Below are 17,437 nucleotides of genomic sequence, written 5' to 3' on the forward strand. Positions count from 1 at the left end.
CCCGCCGCTCTTCATCGCGACGACAAGCTCGACTTCGTGATGCAGGTCCTTGGTCAACGGCGGATAGGGGATGGTGGCGCCGTCGGGCACCAGCATGTCGGCATGCTTGGCGAAGAAGAACGGCGGGGCGCGCTCGTCATTGCCCATCTCGCGGATGTGCTCGAGATAGTTGCGGCCGACGCACCAGATGCGGCGCACCGGATAGGCGCCCGCCTCGCCGACAACGGGAAGCGAGGCTTGCGGTGGAAGCGGGATGACATAGGAGGCGGCGTTCATGAGGCGGGTCTCGCTGCTCTTGAGGTGGAATTGCTCTAGCCGGTGGCGCTGATCGGCGCCAGCGCCAGCGGGGACGGGTCGTGATAGTGCTGCAGGCGGAAGAACGAGGCGTAGCGGCCGCCGCGGCGCAGCAGCTCCTCGTGCCGGCCGCGCTCCACGATCTCGCCGCCCTCGACCACCAGGATCGCGTCGGCGTGCATGATGGTGTGCAGGCGATGCGCGATCACGATGGTGGTGCGGTTCTGGCAGAGATGCTCGATCGCCTCCTGCACCTGCTTCTCGGATTCGGAATCGAGCGCGGCGGTGGCTTCATCAAGCAGGATGATCGGCGCGTTCTTGATCAGCGCGCGGGCGACCGCGATGCGCTGGCGCTGGCCGCCGGAGAGCTGGGTGCCGTGCTCGCCGACCGGGGTGTCGTAGCCGAGCGGGAAGCTCATGATGAAGTCGTGCGCGCAGGCCGCCTTCGCCGCCTCGATGATCTCGGCCTCGGTGGCGCCCTGCTTGCCGAAGGCGATGTTGGCGCGGATGGTGTCGCGGAACAGATAGACGTCCTGGCCGACATAGGCGGTCTGCTCGCGCAGCGACCTGCGCGACACCGAGAGGATCGACTGCCCGTCGATCAGAATCTCGCCTTCGCGCGTTTCGTAGAAGCGCAACAGCAAGGCGAGCACCGTCGACTTGCCGCCGCCGGAGGGGCCGACCAGCGCGGTGACCTTGCCCGGCTCGGCGACGAAGCTCATGCGGTTCAGCACCGGCTCGCCCTCGCGATAGGCGAAGCTGACGTCGCGCAATTCGATCCTTGCGTCGGAGAGCTTCAGCGCCGGCTTGTCGTCGTCGCACTGCTCGCTCGCCGGGCTGTCGACGACCTCGAGCAGCATCCGTGCGCCGACGAGCTGGCTGTTGAGGTCGATATTGAGCCGGGCCAGGCGCTTGGCCGGCTCGGTCGCCATCAGGAAGGCGGTCAGGAAGGAGAAGAACTGGCCCGGCGTGGCGCCGAGCGCCACCACGCTGTAGCCGCCATAGAGCAGACAGCCCGCGACCGCAAAGCCGCCGAGCATCTCCATCAGCGGATTGGAACGGTTGGCGACGCGCGCCATCTTGTTGGCGTTGCGCTCGACGATCGCGATGTTCTCGTCGATCCGCTGCTGCATGGTGTCTTCGAGCGTGAACGCCTTCACGGTGCGGATGCCCTGCAGCGATTCCTGCATCGTCTCCAGGATGTCGGCGGTGCCGGTGAATTGATTGTAGGCGAGCCCCTTGATCCGCTTCACCAGCTTGCGCAGCACCAGCATCGCCGGCGGTACCGCCACGAGCCCGATGAACGACATCAGCGGGTCCTGCCATACCATCACACCGATCATGGCGACCAGCATCAGGAAGTCGCGGCCGATCGCGTTGACCAGCATGTTGAGCACGTCGGTGATCGACTTGGCGCCGGCCGTCAGCCGCGCCAGGAACTCCGACGAATGCCGCTGCGAGAAGAAGCCGATGCTTTCGTTCATCAGCTTGGCGAACAGCCGCCGTTGATTGCTGGCGAGGATGGCGTTGGAGATCTTGTTCAGGATCACCATGTGGCCGTAGGTCGCGACGCCCTTGATGAACAGCAGCACGACCGTGATCCCGGCAAACATGGCGATGCCGCGGATGTTCTTGTCGATATAGGCCTGATTGATCACCTGGCCGAGCACGTAGGTGGCGCCGGCGGTCGAGCCCGCCGCAACGGCCATGAACGCGAACGCCATCAAATAGCGCCGCCAGTAGATGATCCCCTGTTCCGTGACCAGGCGGCGAATCAGGATCGCCGCGCCGTAGGGATCGTCGGTAATTTTCTTTGGAAACTGAGCCATCCGCGTTCCATTGACGGCTGGCCACGCCGGCCGTCAGGGTTGCGGAAACCTCCTTGCCCGCTTGTCGGGGCTTTTTCAAGCCCAATAACGGCTTGATTTCAGGCCGATTCTGCCTGCAGCGGCAGGCCGCCACGCTCCCTGAACAGCTTCTCCTCCCAGGCCAGCGCATGGGTCGCAATGGTCTCGAGATTGTCGTAGCGCGGCGTCCAGTCGAGGGTCGAGCGGATCCGGGCGGTGTCGGCGATCATGGTCATGATGTCGCCGGGCCGCCGTGCCGCATAGGCGACGGCAAAATGGCGCATCGATACGCGGCGTACCGCCTCGATCGTCTCGAGCACGGAATAGCCGCGGCCATAGCCGCAGTTGAGCGTCACCGATTGGCCACCGGCGCGCAGGTAGGACAGCGCTGAACGATGGGCGTCGACGAGGTCGCTGACATGGATGAAATCCCTGATGCAGCTGCCGTCCTGCGTCGGATAGTCGGTGCCGAACACATCGATCTTGGCGCGCTGCCCGGTCGCGGCCTCGACAGCGATCTTGAGCAGGTGAGTGGCGCCGACGGTGGCAAGGCCGGCGCGTCCTTTCGGGTCGGCGCCGGCGACGTTGAAGTAGCGCAGCACGACATAGCCCATGCCATGGGCGGAGGCGACATCGTGCAGCATGATCTCGGTCATCAGCTTCGACGAGCCGTAGGGCGACAGCGGTCGCGTCGGCGCGATCTCGGGCACCGGCACCTGGTCCGGATTGCCGTAGACCGCTGCGGTCGAGGAGAAGATGAATCTGTTGACGCCGCCTTTCACCGCCGCATTGAGCAGGCTGCGCGTCGTCATGGTGTTGTTGCGGTAATAGCCGAGCGGATCGCGCATCGAATCCGGCACCACGACGGAACCGGCGAAATGGATGATGCTCTCGACCTGATGCTGGGCGATCACGCCCTCGACGAGGTTCTCGTCGCCGGCGTCGCCGATGAACAGCGGCACGCCCTCCGGCAGGAACGCAGAGAAACCTGTGGAGAGATTGTCGATCACGACCACGCTCTCACCGGCATCCACCAGCGCATGAACCATGTGACTTCCGATATAGCCGGCCCCGCCGGTTACGAGCACGGTCATGGATGCAGCTCTCCCGTTCTATTTGCCGGGAATGCTAGCGGCGTCGCGGTGAAGAGGGAGTTTCGTCGCGGCTGAACTGGCCACTATGCTTAATGTTGCGTATAGGAACTGGCGCGAAACGGAGACTTGCGTGCCGATCGAGAACACATCTGCCGGCGAGCTCGAGCTCATCGTGCCGAACCTGCACAGACGCTATTCGGGCGTCACCGCGACCAACCGCATGGTCGCGCCGAAACTCGCACGGATGTTTCGCGCGGCGTGGTTGGGAACGCATCGGCCCGACGGCATCGCAGCGATGGGATTTGCTGATCTGCTACGATTATGGCGCCGCCGCACGCCGCTCATCTGGCACGCCCGCCGCAACGACGAGATGATCGCTGGCCTCTTGCTGCGCGGGCTCGGTTGGCCGCTGAAGCTCATCTTCACTTCAGCGGGGCAGCGTCACCACACCTGGCTGACGCGCTGGCTGATCGGCAAGATGGACGCGATCATCGCGACCAGCCCGCTGTCGGCATCCTATCTGAAGCGTGAATCGACAATCGTGATGCACGGCGTCGATACCGATCGCTACGCGCCGCCGGCCGATCGCGCGGCGGCCTTTGCCGAGAGCGGATTGCCGGGCCGCTATGCGATCGGATGCTTCGGCCGCGTGCGCGCGCAGAAGGGCACTGACGTGTTCGTCGACGCGATGTGCAGGCTGCTGCCGCGCTATCCCGATTTCACCGCCGTCATCGTCGGCGCCGTCGTGCCGGAGCAGCAGGCATTCGCGAATGACCTGAAACGGCGCATCGAGGCCGCGGGTCTGCAGTCGCGCATCATCATCACCGGCGAGCTGCCGATCGAGGATGTCGTGCGCTGGTACCGGCGGTTGACGATCTACGCCTTCACTTCGCGCAACGAGGGCTTTGGCCTGACCTTGATCGAGGCGATGTCGGTCGGCGCGGCGCTGGTAGCGGCGCGCGCGGGGGCCGCGGAGTTCGTGGTCGAGGACGGCGTCACCGGTGTGCTGACGCCGACCGGCGACGTCGACGCGCTGGTGACTGCGCTGGAGCCGTTCATGCGTGATCCGGCCGCGGCGACGGCGATAGGCGCACGGGCGCGAGCGAGAGTTGTGGAAAAGTTCAGCCTCGATGCGGAAGCGAATGCGATCGCTGCGGTCTATCGAACGCTGATCTGAGCCAGCACGCGTTCGGCGGCCTCAACAACCTCGACTGCGGAGAGGTCGCGCATGCAGCGATGGTCGTTCATCCGGCAGATGGTGCTCTGGCACGGCTGGCACGAAAGCTTGGTCTTGGTCTGCTGCATGGTTGCGGCGAGACCATTGATCGGAGCCCAGAGGTAGGGGCTGGTCGGGCCGAAGATGCCCATGGTCGGCGTACCGATCGCGGCCGCGATGTGCATCAGCCCTGAGTCGTTCGAGATCGCGACGCTGGCCGCGGCCATCGCCAGCACGCCGTTGCGCAGATCGGTGCCGGTGAGGTCGCGGACCCGCGCGCCGCCGACGGCGACGATCTCCTGTGCGAGCGCCTTTTCGGCGGGGCCGCCGACCACCCAGACGTCAAATCCGCCTTCGGCGAACAGCCGCGCGGCCTCCGGATAATAGGTCCAGCGCTTGGAGGCGCCGACGGAGCCCGGCCCCAGCGCGATGGCCGGTCCGATGCCGAGGCCGTTGGCCTGCCGCCATCGTGCGACCTCGTCGGCGGGGACCTGGAGCTGAGGCACGGGCCATTCCGGAGGCAGCGCCGCGCCGTTGGGCAGCGCCAGCGATGCATTCTGGTCGATGAAGCGCGGCAGCTTCTTCTCGCCCCATCGCATGGCATTGATCAGGCCGAACCGGCCTTCGCCGAAGAAGCCGGTCCGCTCCGGGATACCGGCCAGGGTCGGCGCGATGGCCGCCTTCCAGGTGCCCGGCAGCACCAGGGCGGTGGCGTAGTTCCGGGCCCGGAGCTCGGCCGCGAGCGTCCGCTGTCGGCCCAGTGCGAGCCGGCTGCGGGGCAGGTCGGACACGATTCCGGCACGAACGCCCGGCATATAGCCCACCAGCGGGGCGCACTGCCGGGTGGCCAGGAGGTCGACCGGTCGGTTGGGCCAACGCTTCCGGAGGACCCGGACCACGGTGTGGCCGCGGACAAAATCCCCGATCCACATATAGGGGACGATGAGAATGGGGCGCGTATCCGCCTCATCCTCAGTCTCAATTCCTAATACTGAATCATTGTTCATATTTAAAGTTGTGCCAAGCCGACCCGGTTCTTGTCCCGTCGGTAACCGGTTCGCGTTTGGAGGTAAAGCCGTCGTTGCTTGCGGCGCAGGAGTGGGGCAAAGCTGGCGGCTGCAGTGGACTTGGGTGGGATTTCGCAATGTTTCTGGTAACCGGGGGTGCCGGTTTTATCGGATCGAACGTCGTCGCCGCGTTGAATGACGCCGGGCGCAGCGACGTTGCGGTCGCCGACATCCTTGGGCACGACGGCAAGTGGCGGAATCTGGCCAAGCGCGAGCTCGCCGACGTCGTGCCGCCGGCTGAGCTTGGTGACTGGCTGAAGGGGCGGCGCCTCGACGCCATCATCCATCTCGGCGCCATCTCGGAGACCACCGCGACCGACGGCGACCTGGTGATCGAAACCAATTTCCGCCTCTCGGTGCGGCTGCTCGACTGGTGCACTGCCAACGCCACGCCGTTCATCTACGCTTCCTCGGCCGCCACCTATGGCGACGGCGACCAGGGCTTCGACGATGATCCATCGGTCGCCGCGCTGAAGCGGTTGCGGCCGATGAACCTCTACGGCTGGAGCAAGCAACTGTTCGACCTCGTGGTCGCCGAGCGCGCGGCGAAGGGAGAGCGCCTGCCGCCGCAATGGGCGGGGCTGAAGTTCTTCAACGTGTTCGGCCCGAATGAATATCACAAGGGGTCGATGATGAGCGTGCTGGCGCGCCGCTTCGACGACATCAAGGCGGGCCGCACCGTGCAGCTGTTCAAGTCGCATCGCGACGGGATCGCGGACGGCGACCAGCGCCGTGACTTCATCTATGTCGACGACGTCGTGCGGGTGATGATGTGGCTGCTCGCGACGCCGTCGGTCAGCGGGCTCTTCAACGTCGGAACCGGCACGGCGCGCAGCTTCAAGGATCTGATCGTCTCGGCGTACAGCGCGCTCGGCGCGCATCCGAATATCCAGTACGTCGACATGCCCGAACAGATTCGCGGCAGTTACCAGTACTTCACCCAGGGCGAGGTCGATCGTCTCCGGCGCGCCGGATATAACGGCGGCTTCACTGCGCTCGAAGATGCGGTCGGCGCCTATGTGAAGGGTTTCCTCAACCGCCCAGATCGCTATCGCTGAAGCGGGTCACGGTCACAGATGTTCGATTTTGAAGCCCTGTTGCATGCGATTTCCGGCCAGACCGTGCTCTGCGTCGGCGACCTCATGCTCGACGAGTTCGTGTACGGCGACGTGTCGCGAATCTCGCCGGAGGCGCCGGCGCCGGTGATCGCGGTCCGGCGCAGCGAGACCAATATCGGCGGTGCCGGCAATGCCGCGCGGATCGTCGCCTCGCTTGGCGGGCGCTGCATCTTCGTCGGTCTGATCGGCGAGGACGACGCGGGCGCGAAGCTGCAAGCCGTGCTGGGGCGGGAAGGCGGGATCGAGAGCATCCTGGTGCGCGATCCCGGGCGGCCGACCACGCGCAAGGTGCGCTTCGTGTCCGAGCATTTCTCGACGCATATGCTGCGCGCCGACTGGGAACAGGCGGTGCCTGCCGTCGCCGAGATCGAGCAGAAGCTGATCGACGCCATCCTTCCGCAATTGGAGCGCGCCGATATCGTCCTGCTGTCTGACTACGCCAAGGGCGTCCTGACCGCGCGGGTGATCCGCAATACCATCGATGCCGCGCGCAAGCTTGGCAAATCCGTGATCGTCGATCCGAAGAGCCTCAATTTCGCGATCTATCGCGGCGCCACGCTGCTCAAGCCGAACCGCAAGGAATTCGCCGAGGCGACCCGCAGCCGCGCCGATTCTGACAACGCGATCGAAGCAGCCGCGCAGGACGCGATGCGACTCGCCGACTGCGAGGCCTTGCTGGTGACGCAGGGCGAACACGGCATGACGCTGGCGCTGCGTGATGGTGGCGTGGTCCATGTGCCGGCGCTGCCGGTGAAGGTGCGCGACGTGTCCGGTGCGGGCGACACCGTCGCGGCGACGCTGGCGCTGTCGCTCGCCGCCAAGGCGGACTGGGAGGCGGCGCTGAGGATGGCGACCGCGGCGGCCGCTGTGACGGTCGGCAAGACCGGCACCGCAATCGTCAAGCCGGACGAATTGCGGCGGCGAATCCTGCCGCATGCGTCGCTTGCGGCGGAGGACAAGATCGTCGCAGCCGGCGGCGATATCGACGCGCATCTCGCGGAATGGCGCAGGCAGGACTTGCGCATCGGCTTCACCAATGGCTGCTTCGACATCCTGCATCCCGGCCACGTCAAGGTGCTGACCGCGGCACGCGGCACCTGCGACCGCCTCGTCGTCGGGTTGAACAGCGACGCCTCGGTGAAGCGGCTGAAGGGCGAGGGGCGTCCGGTGCAGGACGCGCAGGCGCGGGCCGAGGTGCTGGCGGCGCTGGAAGCCGTCGACCTCGTCGCGATCTTCGAGGAGGACACGCCGATCAACCTGATCACGAAGGTGCGGCCGAGCGTCCTGGTCAAGGGTGGCGACTACACCCGCGAGCAGGTGGTCGGCCACGAGATCGTCGAGGCATCCGGCGGCGAAGTGGTGCTGGTAGATATCTTGCCCGGGCACAGCACGACGTCGCTGGTCGATCGGGCCCGCGGGGGCAAGACGTGAACGCGAGCATGGCCTCCTCGACATCGGCTGCCGCTGTCCCCGTCTGGCGCGATCCGGCGCGGTGGGCGATGACGACCGATGTGATCGCGGTCCTGATTGCGCTGTCGCTGCCGTGGTCGACCTCGCTGGTCGGCATCTTCGGCGTGCTGTTGCTGATTGCGATCGCGCCGACGCTGGACCTGAGGGCCTTCTGGACGTTGTTGAAGCAGCCGATCTGCGCGGTACCGGCCGCGTTGTTTGGTCTCGCACTGGTCGGCACGCTCTGGTCGGACGCCGCCTGGGGCGCGAGACTATATGCGGTCGAGCCGACGGCGAAGCTGCTCGTGCTCCCGTTCCTGTTCTATCATTTTCGGCGCTCGACGCGCGGCACGTGGGTGTTCACGGCTTTCCTCGTCTCCTGCACGCTGCTGATGATCATGTCCTGGCTGGTGCTGGTACATCCCGGCCTCTCGCTGAAGCCGCCGGGCGGTGAGCGCGGCATCTTCGTCAAGGACTACATCAACCAGAGCCAGGAATTCACGCTCTGCGCCGTTGCGCTGGCCTATCCGATCGTCATGACGCTGCAGGCCAGACGCATCGCGCTGGCGGTGCTGCTGATCGCGATCGCCTTGAGCTTCTTCGCCAACATGGCCTTCGTGGTGGTGTCGCGCACCGCGCTGGTCACGGTCCCGATCATGTTCGCTGTGTTTGCGCTGCTCCATCTGCGCTGGCGCAGCATCGTCCTGATCCTGTGCGTGACCGCCGCGTTCGCCGTGGTGGTGTGGCACACCTCGCCACAATTGCGACGAACGGCCGAGTCATTTACTCGCGAATATGAGCTGTACAAGGCGCACAACTCGCCCACATCGATCGGTCTCAGGCTCGAGTTCTGGCGAAAGTCGCTTGGCTTCTTCGCCGAGGCACCGATCATCGGCCATGGTACAGGAGCCACGCGAGGTTTGTTCGAGCGCGTCGCGACCGGTGGCGTGGACCATGCCTCGGGCGAGGTAATCGGAAATCCGCACAATCAAACGTTGAACGTCGCGGTACAGTGGGGCATGGTTGGGGTTGTGATCCTTTATGCAATGTGGATCCTGCACCTCTTGCTGTTCCGCGGCGGTGGGCTAGCCAATTGGGTCGGGCTCCTCGTCGTGGTGCAGAATGTTTTTACTTCGCTGTTCAATTCGCACATCTTCGATTTTCACGAGGGCTGGATGTACGTTCTGGGCGTCGGGGTCGCCGGTGGCATGGCGCTGAAGGCGCGGTCTCCAGCGAGCGTGGAACCTGAACGTCCAATCCATCCATGATCGCTGGCATGAGTGCCGCAGATACGCTATCAGCCTTGAAGTCCTGTCACAAAACCCGTAGTTGCCGCTGAGCCGCCCGCATACATGACCCGCCTTTCACAATTCACTCTGCGCAACTTCCTGATTCTGATCCATGACGCGCTTGTGACGGCGTTTGCGCTGGTAGCGAGCTTTTATCTGCGTTTCGAGGGCAGCCTTCTCACGGACCGGTTGCCGCTCCTGATCCATGTCCTGCCGTGGTTCGTGCTGTTCAGTGTCGTCGTCAGCTATCTTTGCAACCTGACAACGGCGAAATGGCGCTTCACGTCGCTGCCGGACGCAGTGAACATCCTGCGTGTCGCCGGTGTATTGACGCTGGCGCTCGTGGTACTGGACTATGTCTTCATCTTCACCGAAACGAGTTCGCGCGGCGCCGTTTTTCTCGGGCGTGTCACAATCATACTGTTCTTCTTCCTCGAGGTGTTTGGGCTGAGCGCGCTGCGCCTCGGCTATCGCTATTTCCGCTACTCGCGCACGCGACTCCATGCCCGCTCCGACAACGCCGCACCCGCGCTGCTGATCGGGCGCACCGCGGACGCTGAGGTGGTGCTGCGCGGCATCGAGAACGGCGCGATCAAGGGGCTGTGGCCGATCGGTGTACTATCTCCTTCGGCCTCCGATCTCGGCCAGAAGATTCGCAACATTCCGGTCGTCGGCGGCGTCGACGACATCGAGCCCGTGATTCGCGACTTCGGTGTTCGCCAGCGGCCGATCAAGAGGGTCGTCATGACGCCGTCGGCGTTCGAGCCGGAGGCTCATCCGGAAAGCGTGCTGATGCGCGCCAAGCGACTCGGCGTGATCGTGAGCCGCCTGCCATCGCTGGAAGGCGGCGACACGCCGCGGCTCACCAACGTCGCGGTCGAGGATCTGCTGCTCCGTCCGAGCCNAGCCACAAGATCGACTATGCCCGGCTCGAGACCCTGGTGAAGGGCAAATCCGTCATCGTGACCGGTGGCGGCGGCTCGATCGGCGCGGAAATCTGCGACCGGGTCGCGACCTTCGGCGCGGCGCGTCTGTTGGTGATCGAGAATTCCGAGCCGGCGCTCTACGCGGTCACCGAGGCACTGTCCGCGCGTGATACCGGCCCGGTGATCGAGGGCCGGATCGCTGACATCAGGGATCGCGAGCGCATCACGCGCCTGATGAGCGACTTCAAGCCGGACATCGTGTTCCACGCCGCGGCGCTGAAGCACGTGCCGATCCTGGAGCGCGACTGGAGCGAGGGCGTCAAGACCAACATCTTCGGCTCGGCGAACGTCGCCGACGCGGCACTCGCCGCCGGCGCCTCCGCGATGGTGATGATCTCGACAGACAAGGCGATCGAGCCGGTGTCGATGCTCGGGCTGACCAAGCGGTTCGCGGAGATGTACTGTCAGGCGCTCGACCATGACCTGATGGCCAGTGCCGACGGCAAGCCGCATATGCGCCTGATCTCGGTGCGGTTCGGCAACGTGCTGGCCTCCAACGGCTCGGTGGTGCCGAAGTTCAAGGCGCAGATCGAGGCCGGCGGCCCGATCACTGTGACCCATCCAGACATGGTCCGTTACTTCATGACGATCCGCGAGGCCTGCGACCTCGTGATCACGGCGGCCACGCATGCGATGACGCCGGCACGGCCCGACGTCTCGGTCTACGTCTTGAACATGGGACAGCCGGTCAAGATCGTCGATCTTGCCGAACGGATGATCCGCCTGTCCGGCCTGCAGCCCGGCGTTGATATCGAGGTCGTGTTCAGCGGCATCCGCCCCGGCGAGCGGCTGAACGAGATCCTGTTCGCGAGCCAGGAGCCGACCATCGAGATCGGCGTTGCCGGCATCATGGCCGCCAAACCAAATCAGCCGCCGATGTCGACCTTACGCACGTGGCTTGCCATGCTCGACGACGCCGTTAGCAGGGAAGATCGCGCCACGATTATGAATGTCCTGAGGAACGCAGTGCCCGAGTTTGGCCAAGTCGCTTGACCTAACGGATCGCGCCGGATTCACCATCCCAGCTGCCGTATCTGAAGGATACGCCTGGCGAATCTTAGAAAGAATGCAGCATCAATTGGGGGCGCGTTCAAGTGGGTACGACGCGACCGCAGGCACTCAAGATTTCCCCGGATCGTCACGCCGAGCCCCTGAGTGCTGATCCCTCCCATTTGGAAATCTGCGATCACGCGCGGCAGGTAACGCACTCGGAAATCGTTCAGCGCCATCGCACGCAACATGTAGTCGTAATCTGCGGTCGTCTTGTAACTTAGATCGTAGTCGCCGACTTTTCTGATGACTTCGCGGCGCACGTAAAAGGTCGGATGTGGAGGAACCCAACCAAGCTGAAATGAATAGCGTCCGAACTTTCCACCGCGCCACTTTCGGACGATGCGTTTCGAAAGGTGATCCGTGACCATGTTGAGATCGCCATACACGATATCGGAATCCGACACGCCGGCGGCAATGTGCGCGAGCGTCGATGAATCGTGAAAGGTGTCGTCCGAATTCAGGAAGCCCACAACGTCACCCTCGAACAAGCGTAGGCCCTTGTTCATTGCGTCGTAGACGCCGGCGTCTTTTTCCGAGAAGACACGAATTTCATCGGATTGAAATGACTCGACGATCCTCAGCGTTCCATCGGAGGATGCCCCGTCGATGACGAGCATCTCCTTCTCTCGATGATTTTGTGCCAGGAACGACTCGATTGTGTGGCCAATCGTTGCTTCGGAATTGTAACTGGCAGTTACGACGCTTATCTTCATTGCAATCTCGTAACGCAGTGCGCCTTGTCGCCTCAAGATTCGGTTGCAGCTTAGTCTCTAGATTTTTCCGGTCGAGCCGTCGACGGACGCTCAATCCCGGGAGTTTGCCAGCGAATCCGTCGGGCGCCAGCCTGACTTTTCATTGTCGAGCGTTTTTTCTGGACTCGATATCCATACGAGACCACCAAATGCTCCGACCAGGAACGACACTGCGCCGAACAGCAGCGAGACGTTGACGCCTTCGTTGGCGATCAATCCGGCATATCCGAAGGCCAAGCCCATTGTGGCTTCGCGCACGCCCCAGCCCGCGATCGAGATCGGCATCATCGTGATCAGCATCACCGGCGGCAACAGCTGGAATATCTGCCCGAACGTGACCGGAGCCGCAATCGAGCGCACCACGCACCAGCCGATCACGGCGGTGACCACATGAATCGCCAGGGAGAAGACGATGACCTTCAGTCCCCGCTTGCGGCTGAACAGCACCCGGTTCGTGATGACGGCGCAAGCATGGACATGATGGGTTCCCCACCACTGTTTCAGCCACGGCCACGGCAGCACGCCGATCAGAAGGAAGCCGAATCCGGCCGCGAGCGCGGCAAGATCCAGCAGCAGCAAGGCCGTCCAGCCGTGAGGATCGGAAATCAACCTATAGCTCCACGGCAGGGTCGCAGCGATGAGAACGGCAAGCGCAATCAGTCCGATGGCGCGATCAACGAAAATCGAATAGGTGGCCGCGCGCCAGCCTGCGCCATTGCGCGCGACTAGCCACAGCCGCACCGCGTCGCCGCCGATCGAGGACGGCAGCGTCTGGTTGAAGAAGGTGCCGATCATGTTGAAGCGCATCGCTCGCCTGGTCTCCAGCGGCGCGCCGCACTCCGCGCTGATCTCCTGCCAGCGCAAAACGCCGAGAAAGATCTGGCCGAGCGTGACGGCGATCGCGAGCCCGAGCCAGCCCAGGCTCTCGACCCGGACACGCGAGGCGAGGTCATACAGATTGACCTTGCGCAACGAGAGATAGAGCAGCGCGGCCGAGATCAGTATCTTGAGGGTAGAGAGCAGGATTCGGCGCATTTCGTCCGCGCTTGCCAGGTTTCGGAATGTGTCAAAAACCGCGCAAAACGCCTTCGCGCGCCCAAATTCGCCGCCTTGGTATGGTTTCCGGGCCGATCTGGCAATAGCCGTCCGGTTGTTATTGCGGCCAGCTTGACGGGGCGGGTAAAGAGGCTGGAACGGGGACTGCCAACCGCACACCGCGTGTTTACAATACCGGTAAAATCCGACCGGGCGCACGGGATCGCGTGATGCCGCGTCGTGATAGTGCTTCCCGGGCAACAGGGGCGTCGATCATGGCCGCCTTCGCGCAATTTTGATGTGTCATCCGCGGACACGACAGGACTTGAGGCATCGATGGACCGACGAATTATCCCCCTGATCATGTGCGGCGGTGCAGGTACGCGACTGTGGCCTGCCTCGCGCGAGGTGCATCCGAAACAGTTCCTGTCGCTGTTCGGGGCGCGCTCGACCTTCCAGGAGACGCTGCTGCGGGTGTCGGACGCGACGCTGTTCGCGCGGCCGATCGTGATCACCAACGAGGCCTATCGCTTCATGGTGCAGGAGCAACTCGCCGAGATCGGCCGCGAGGCCGACGTGCTGCTCGAGCCGATGCGGCGCGACTCCGGTCCGGCGATCGCGGCCGGCGCGGTGTTCGCGAATGCGCGCGAGACGGACGCGATCGTGCTGGCGCTCGCCGCCGATCATCTGGTTCGCGACACCAATGCTTTCGTCGCCGCGTGCCGCGAGGGGCTGGTGGCGGCGGAGCAGGGCCGCATCGTGACCTTCGGCGTCAGGCCGGAACGGCCCGCGACCGAGTACGGCTATATCAGCCCGGGCGAGGTGGTCGCCGGCGAGGTGAGGGCGGTCGCGAAGTTCGTCGAGAAGCCGGACGAAGCGACTGCGGCCGGCTACATCGATGCGGGCTATCTCTGGAACAGCGGCAACTTCATGTTCCGCGCCGCTGTCCTGCTCGATGAATATCGCAATGTCGATGCGGACAGCGTCTCCACCGTCGAGCAGTCGGTTGCCGAGGCCGCGCGCGATCTCGGCTTCGTCAAGCTCGACCCGTCGGCGTTCGGTGCGGCCAAGGCGATTTCGATCGACTATGCGGTGATGGAGAAGACCGCGCATGCGGCCGTGGTGCCGGTGGCCTGCGGCTGGTCCGACATCGGCTCGTGGCGCCAGGTCTGGGAGCTCTCCGACAAGGACAGCCAGGGCAACGCGGCGCGCGGCACGGCGGTGTTCGAGGATTCCCGCAACTGCAACGTCACGACCGACCGTGCGCTGGTGGCGCTCGAAGGCGTCGACGACCTCGTCGTGGTCGCGACCCAGGACGCCGTGCTGGTGTCGCGTCAGCAGGACGCCAACGGGCTGAAGCGACTGGTTGCAAAGCTGAAGGTCACGGCGCCCGAGGTCACCGAGAGTCACGTCAAGGTGCATCGCCCCTGGGGGTCCTACCAGTCGGTCGACAATGGCGACCGCCACCAGGTCAAGCGCATCATCGTCAGGCCGGGCGGGCGGCTCAGCCTGCAGAAGCACCATCACCGCTCCGAGCACTGGATCGTGGTGCGCGGCACCGCGCAGGTGACGGTCAACGAGCTGATCAAGACGGTGCACGAGAACGAATCGATCTACATCCCGATCGGCGCCGTGCACCGGCTGGAGAACCCCGGCAAGATCCAACTCGAGTTGATCGAGGTGCAGACCGGCAGCTATCTGGGCGAGGACGACATCATTCGCATCGAGGACGACTACCGGCGCACCTGAAGGACGGGCTCCCGTGCTCAAGAAGGGCACACGGGACGATGTAACTCTTTGAATCAAAACGTGTCCGGATTTCGTGCTTGGCAATCGCCACATTTATGGCGCCGTGCTATAGCGGCTGCCAACGAAGCGGGTCGTGGTTCGCGCCAAAGCGCCAAACATGGGATGCAGCCGTGACGCTGATTCCCCTCGGAGCCGGGGTGGCTCCCTGAGAAGCCGGGACAACCGCCAGAACGTTACTTGGGGTCTACAATATGAATGCAAAAGTCTCCGCATCGGGCGCGAAGGCCGACATCAAGCGCGCACTGCGCGTCGGCGTGATCGGCGCCGGCGTGATGGGCAGCAATCATGCCCGCGTGCTGGCCGGGCTGCCGGGTGTCGTGCTGATCGGGATCGTCGACCCGCTGCCGGAACACCGCTCGCGCGCCACCGATCTGGTCGGCTGCCGCGCCTTCGAGACCCTCGATCAGCTGCTTGCCGAAGGCGTCGATGCGGTCACGATCGCGGCCCCCACCCATTTGCATCACGACATCGCGCTCGCCTGCATCGCGCGCAACATCCACATCCTGGTGGAGAAGCCGGTCGCATCCACGGTCGATGAGGGCCGCGAGATCGTTGCTGCCGCGCAGCGTGCCGGCGTGACCCTGATGGTCGGCCATGTCGAGCGCTTCAATCCGGCGGTCGCCGCGATCAAGCAGGCGATCTCGGGCGAGGACATCCTGTCGATCGGCATCACGCGTGTCGGCCCGTTCCCGCCGCGGATGTCCAATGTCGGCGTCGTGATCGACCTCGCTGTCCACGACATCGACCTGATCCGCTGGTTCACAGAGTCCGATATCGTCGAGGTGCAGCCGCAGCTTTCGAGCGCGGTGGCCGAGCGCGAGGACATCGCGCTGCTCCAGTTCCGCACCGCCTCCGGCGTGCTTGCCCACATCAACACCAACTGGCTGACGCCGTTCAAGGCGCGCAACGTCACGGTGGCGACCCGCGGCAAATACGTGATGGGCGACCTGCTGACGCGCCAGGTCACCGAGTGCTTCGGCTTCAAGCCGGACGGCAGCTATTCGATGCGCCATCTGCCCGTCGGGCACGACGAGCCGCTGCGTGCGGAGCTGATCGCCTTCCTCGATGCGGTACGCACCGGCAAGCTGCCGGCGGTGTCCGGCGACGAGGGCGTGGCCAGCCTCGAGATTGCGATCCGCTGCCTGGAATCGCCTGCCAGGCCTGCCGCCACGACGGCGCTCAAGGGACCGCGCCGCGTCGTCGGCTGATGTCATCTCCAAATCACCCGCGAAGAGCTCCATGAACCAGCACATGCGTCCAGAACCCATTCCATTCATCGATATCTCCGCGCAACGCCAGCGGCTAGGCAAGTCGATCGATGAGGCGGTTGCCCGCGTTCTCACCCATTGTCAGTTCATCAATGGCCCGGAGGTCACGGCGCTGGAGAAGGCGCTGGCGGAGTACAGTGGCGCCAAGCACGTGGTGACCTGCGCCAGCGGTACCGACGCGCTTCTGATGGTGCTGATGGCGAAGAACGTCGGGCCGGGCGACGCGGTGTTCTGCCCATCCTTCACCTTCTGCGCGACCGGCGAATCAGTAGCGCTGACTGGCGCGACGCCGGTTTTCATCGATGTCGACGAGGCGACCTTCAACATCGATGCGAATTCGCTCAAGCGCGGCATCGCGACTGCGAAGGCACGTGGCCTGAAGCCGGTCGGCGTCATTCCGGTCGATTTGTTCGGCCAGAGCGCCGATCACGACGCGGTGGCTGCGGTCGCCAAGGCCGAGGGCCTGTTCGTGCTCGACGACGCCGCGCAGGGTTTCGGCGCCAGCTACAAGGGTCGCAAGCTCGGCACCTTTGGGCTTGCCACCGCGACGAGCTTCTTTCCGGCAAAGCCGCTCGGCTGTTTCGGCGACGGCGGCGCCATTTCCACCGATGACGACGACCTCGCGAACACGCTGCGCAGCATCCGCGTGCACGGCCAGGGTTCGGACAAGTACGACAATGTCCGCCTCGGTCTCACCGGGCGGCTCGACACCATGCAGGCTGCGATCCTGATCGAGAAGCTGAAGATATTCGAGGACGAGATCGCCGCGCGCAACGTGATCGCCGACCGCTATTCGCGCGGCCTCGGCAATGTCGTGACCGTGCCACAGCTCGCCTCAGGCTCCACCTCGGTCTGGGCCCAATACACCATCCGATTGCCCAAAGGGACCGACCGCGACGCCTTTGCGGTAGCGCTGAAGGCGCAGGGCGTTCCGACCGCGATCTACTACACCAAGTCGATGCACCAGCAGACAGCTTATCGCGACTTCCCGGTTGCCGACGGCGGCCTGCCGGTCAGCGAAAGCCTGTCGGAGGACGTCATCAGCCTGCCGATGCATGCCTATCTCGACGAGGCGGCTCAGGACCGTATCATCCAGGCCGTGCGCGGCGCGCTCTCGTCCTGAATGCGCAATTTGTTGGTCCGGTGATCATGCGCTAGAA

13 protein-coding genes and 2 pseudogenes are annotated in these 17,437 nt (G+C 64.4%); 9 read left to right on the forward strand and 6 right to left on the reverse strand.

Going from position 1 to position 17,437, the window contains the following annotated elements; genetic code table 11:
• The 3 genes and pseudogenes from AS156_RS44025 to galE all read right to left on the reverse strand — a co-directional run.
• Positions 1 to 276 (reverse strand): annotated as a pseudogene (locus AS156_RS44025) (fumarylacetoacetate hydrolase family protein); the annotation flags it as partial.
• Positions 277 to 311: 35 nt separating this feature from the next.
• The gene (locus AS156_RS06835) at positions 312 to 2,123 is read right to left on the reverse strand and encodes an ABC transporter ATP-binding protein (protein ID WP_066501701.1); all 1,812 of its coding nucleotides are present in this window, start codon (positions 2,121 to 2,123) and stop codon (positions 312 to 314) included.
• A gap of 98 nt (positions 2,124 to 2,221) precedes the next feature.
• Positions 2,222 to 3,235 carry a UDP-glucose 4-epimerase GalE gene (galE, locus tag AS156_RS06840; RefSeq protein ID WP_066501704.1) on the reverse strand — a complete coding sequence of 338 codons (1,014 nt, stop codon included), beginning with the start codon at positions 3,233 to 3,235 and terminating at the stop codon, positions 2,222 to 2,224.
• A gap of 85 nt (positions 3,236 to 3,320) precedes the next feature.
• Between galE and AS156_RS06845 the strand changes: the two genes are divergently transcribed.
• Positions 3,321 to 4,412, forward strand: coding sequence for a glycosyltransferase family 4 protein (locus tag AS156_RS06845; RefSeq protein WP_082747368.1), 1,092 nt, complete (start codon positions 3,321 to 3,323; stop codon positions 4,410 to 4,412).
• Here AS156_RS06845 and waaF read toward each other — a convergent pair.
• Positions 4,394 to 5,458: a lipopolysaccharide heptosyltransferase II gene (gene waaF, locus AS156_RS06850; RefSeq protein WP_066501712.1), complete on the reverse strand. Its 1,065-nt coding sequence runs from the start codon at positions 5,456 to 5,458 to the stop codon at positions 4,394 to 4,396. The genes AS156_RS06845 and waaF overlap by 19 nt on opposite strands.
• Before the next feature lie 137 nt (positions 5,459 to 5,595).
• Here waaF and rfaD point away from each other — a divergent pair, with 137 nt between their 5' ends.
• From rfaD to AS156_RS44035, 5 genes and pseudogenes are all read left to right on the forward strand, one after another.
• The gene (gene rfaD / locus AS156_RS06855; RefSeq protein WP_066501717.1) at positions 5,596 to 6,576 is read left to right on the forward strand and encodes an ADP-glyceromanno-heptose 6-epimerase; all 981 of its coding nucleotides are present in this window, start codon (positions 5,596 to 5,598) and stop codon (positions 6,574 to 6,576) included.
• Between the two features lie 18 nt (positions 6,577 to 6,594).
• Positions 6,595 to 8,067, forward strand: coding sequence for a D-glycero-beta-D-manno-heptose-7-phosphate kinase (rfaE1, locus tag AS156_RS06860; RefSeq protein ID WP_066501719.1), 1,473 nt, complete (start codon positions 6,595 to 6,597; stop codon positions 8,065 to 8,067).
• 8 nt (positions 8,068 to 8,075) lie between these two features.
• On the forward strand, positions 8,076 to 9,353 hold the full coding sequence (locus tag AS156_RS06865; RefSeq protein WP_066501841.1) for an O-antigen ligase family protein: 1,278 nt from the start codon (positions 8,076 to 8,078) through the stop codon (positions 9,351 to 9,353).
• Between the two features lie 84 nt (positions 9,354 to 9,437).
• A partial coding sequence (locus tag AS156_RS44030) for a nucleoside-diphosphate sugar epimerase/dehydratase (protein ID WP_430641782.1) occupies positions 9,438 to 10,278 on the forward strand: 841 nt, incomplete at its 3' end.
• Between the two features lies 1 nt (position 10,279).
• Positions 10,280 to 11,353 (forward strand): annotated as a pseudogene (locus AS156_RS44035) (SDR family NAD(P)-dependent oxidoreductase); the annotation flags it as partial.
• Positions 11,354 to 11,373: 20 nt separating this feature from the next.
• Here AS156_RS44035 and AS156_RS06875 read toward each other — a convergent pair.
• Together AS156_RS06875 and AS156_RS06880 are read right to left on the reverse strand one after the other, a co-directional pair.
• Complete coding sequence (locus AS156_RS06875) at positions 11,374 to 12,126, reverse strand: glycosyltransferase family 2 protein (RefSeq protein ID WP_066501727.1); 753 nt, start codon at positions 12,124 to 12,126, stop codon at positions 11,374 to 11,376.
• Positions 12,127 to 12,216: 90 nt separating this feature from the next.
• Complete coding sequence (locus tag AS156_RS06880) at positions 12,217 to 13,200, reverse strand: lysylphosphatidylglycerol synthase transmembrane domain-containing protein (protein ID WP_066501729.1); 984 nt, start codon at positions 13,198 to 13,200, stop codon at positions 12,217 to 12,219.
• Between the two features lie 336 nt (positions 13,201 to 13,536).
• Here AS156_RS06880 and AS156_RS06885 point away from each other — a divergent pair, with 336 nt between their 5' ends.
• The 3 genes from AS156_RS06885 to AS156_RS06895 all read left to right on the forward strand — a co-directional run bounded on the left by AS156_RS06885 (position 13,537) and on the right by AS156_RS06895 (position 17,400).
• Positions 13,537 to 14,949, forward strand: a complete 1,413-nt coding sequence (locus AS156_RS06885; protein WP_066501732.1) for a mannose-1-phosphate guanylyltransferase/mannose-6-phosphate isomerase — start codon at positions 13,537 to 13,539, stop codon at positions 14,947 to 14,949.
• A gap of 251 nt (positions 14,950 to 15,200) precedes the next feature.
• Positions 15,201 to 16,217, forward strand: a complete 1,017-nt coding sequence (locus tag AS156_RS06890) for a Gfo/Idh/MocA family protein (RefSeq protein ID WP_066501735.1) — start codon at positions 15,201 to 15,203, stop codon at positions 16,215 to 16,217.
• Positions 16,218 to 16,248: 31 nt separating this feature from the next.
• On the forward strand, positions 16,249 to 17,400 hold the full coding sequence (locus AS156_RS06895; RefSeq protein ID WP_066501737.1) for a DegT/DnrJ/EryC1/StrS family aminotransferase: 1,152 nt from the start codon (positions 16,249 to 16,251) through the stop codon (positions 17,398 to 17,400).
• The last annotated feature ends 37 nt before the right edge of the window (positions 17,401 to 17,437 follow it).

This window comes from Bradyrhizobium macuxiense, from assembly GCF_001542415.1.
GTDB lineage: Bacteria > Pseudomonadota > Alphaproteobacteria > Rhizobiales > Xanthobacteraceae > Bradyrhizobium > Bradyrhizobium macuxiense.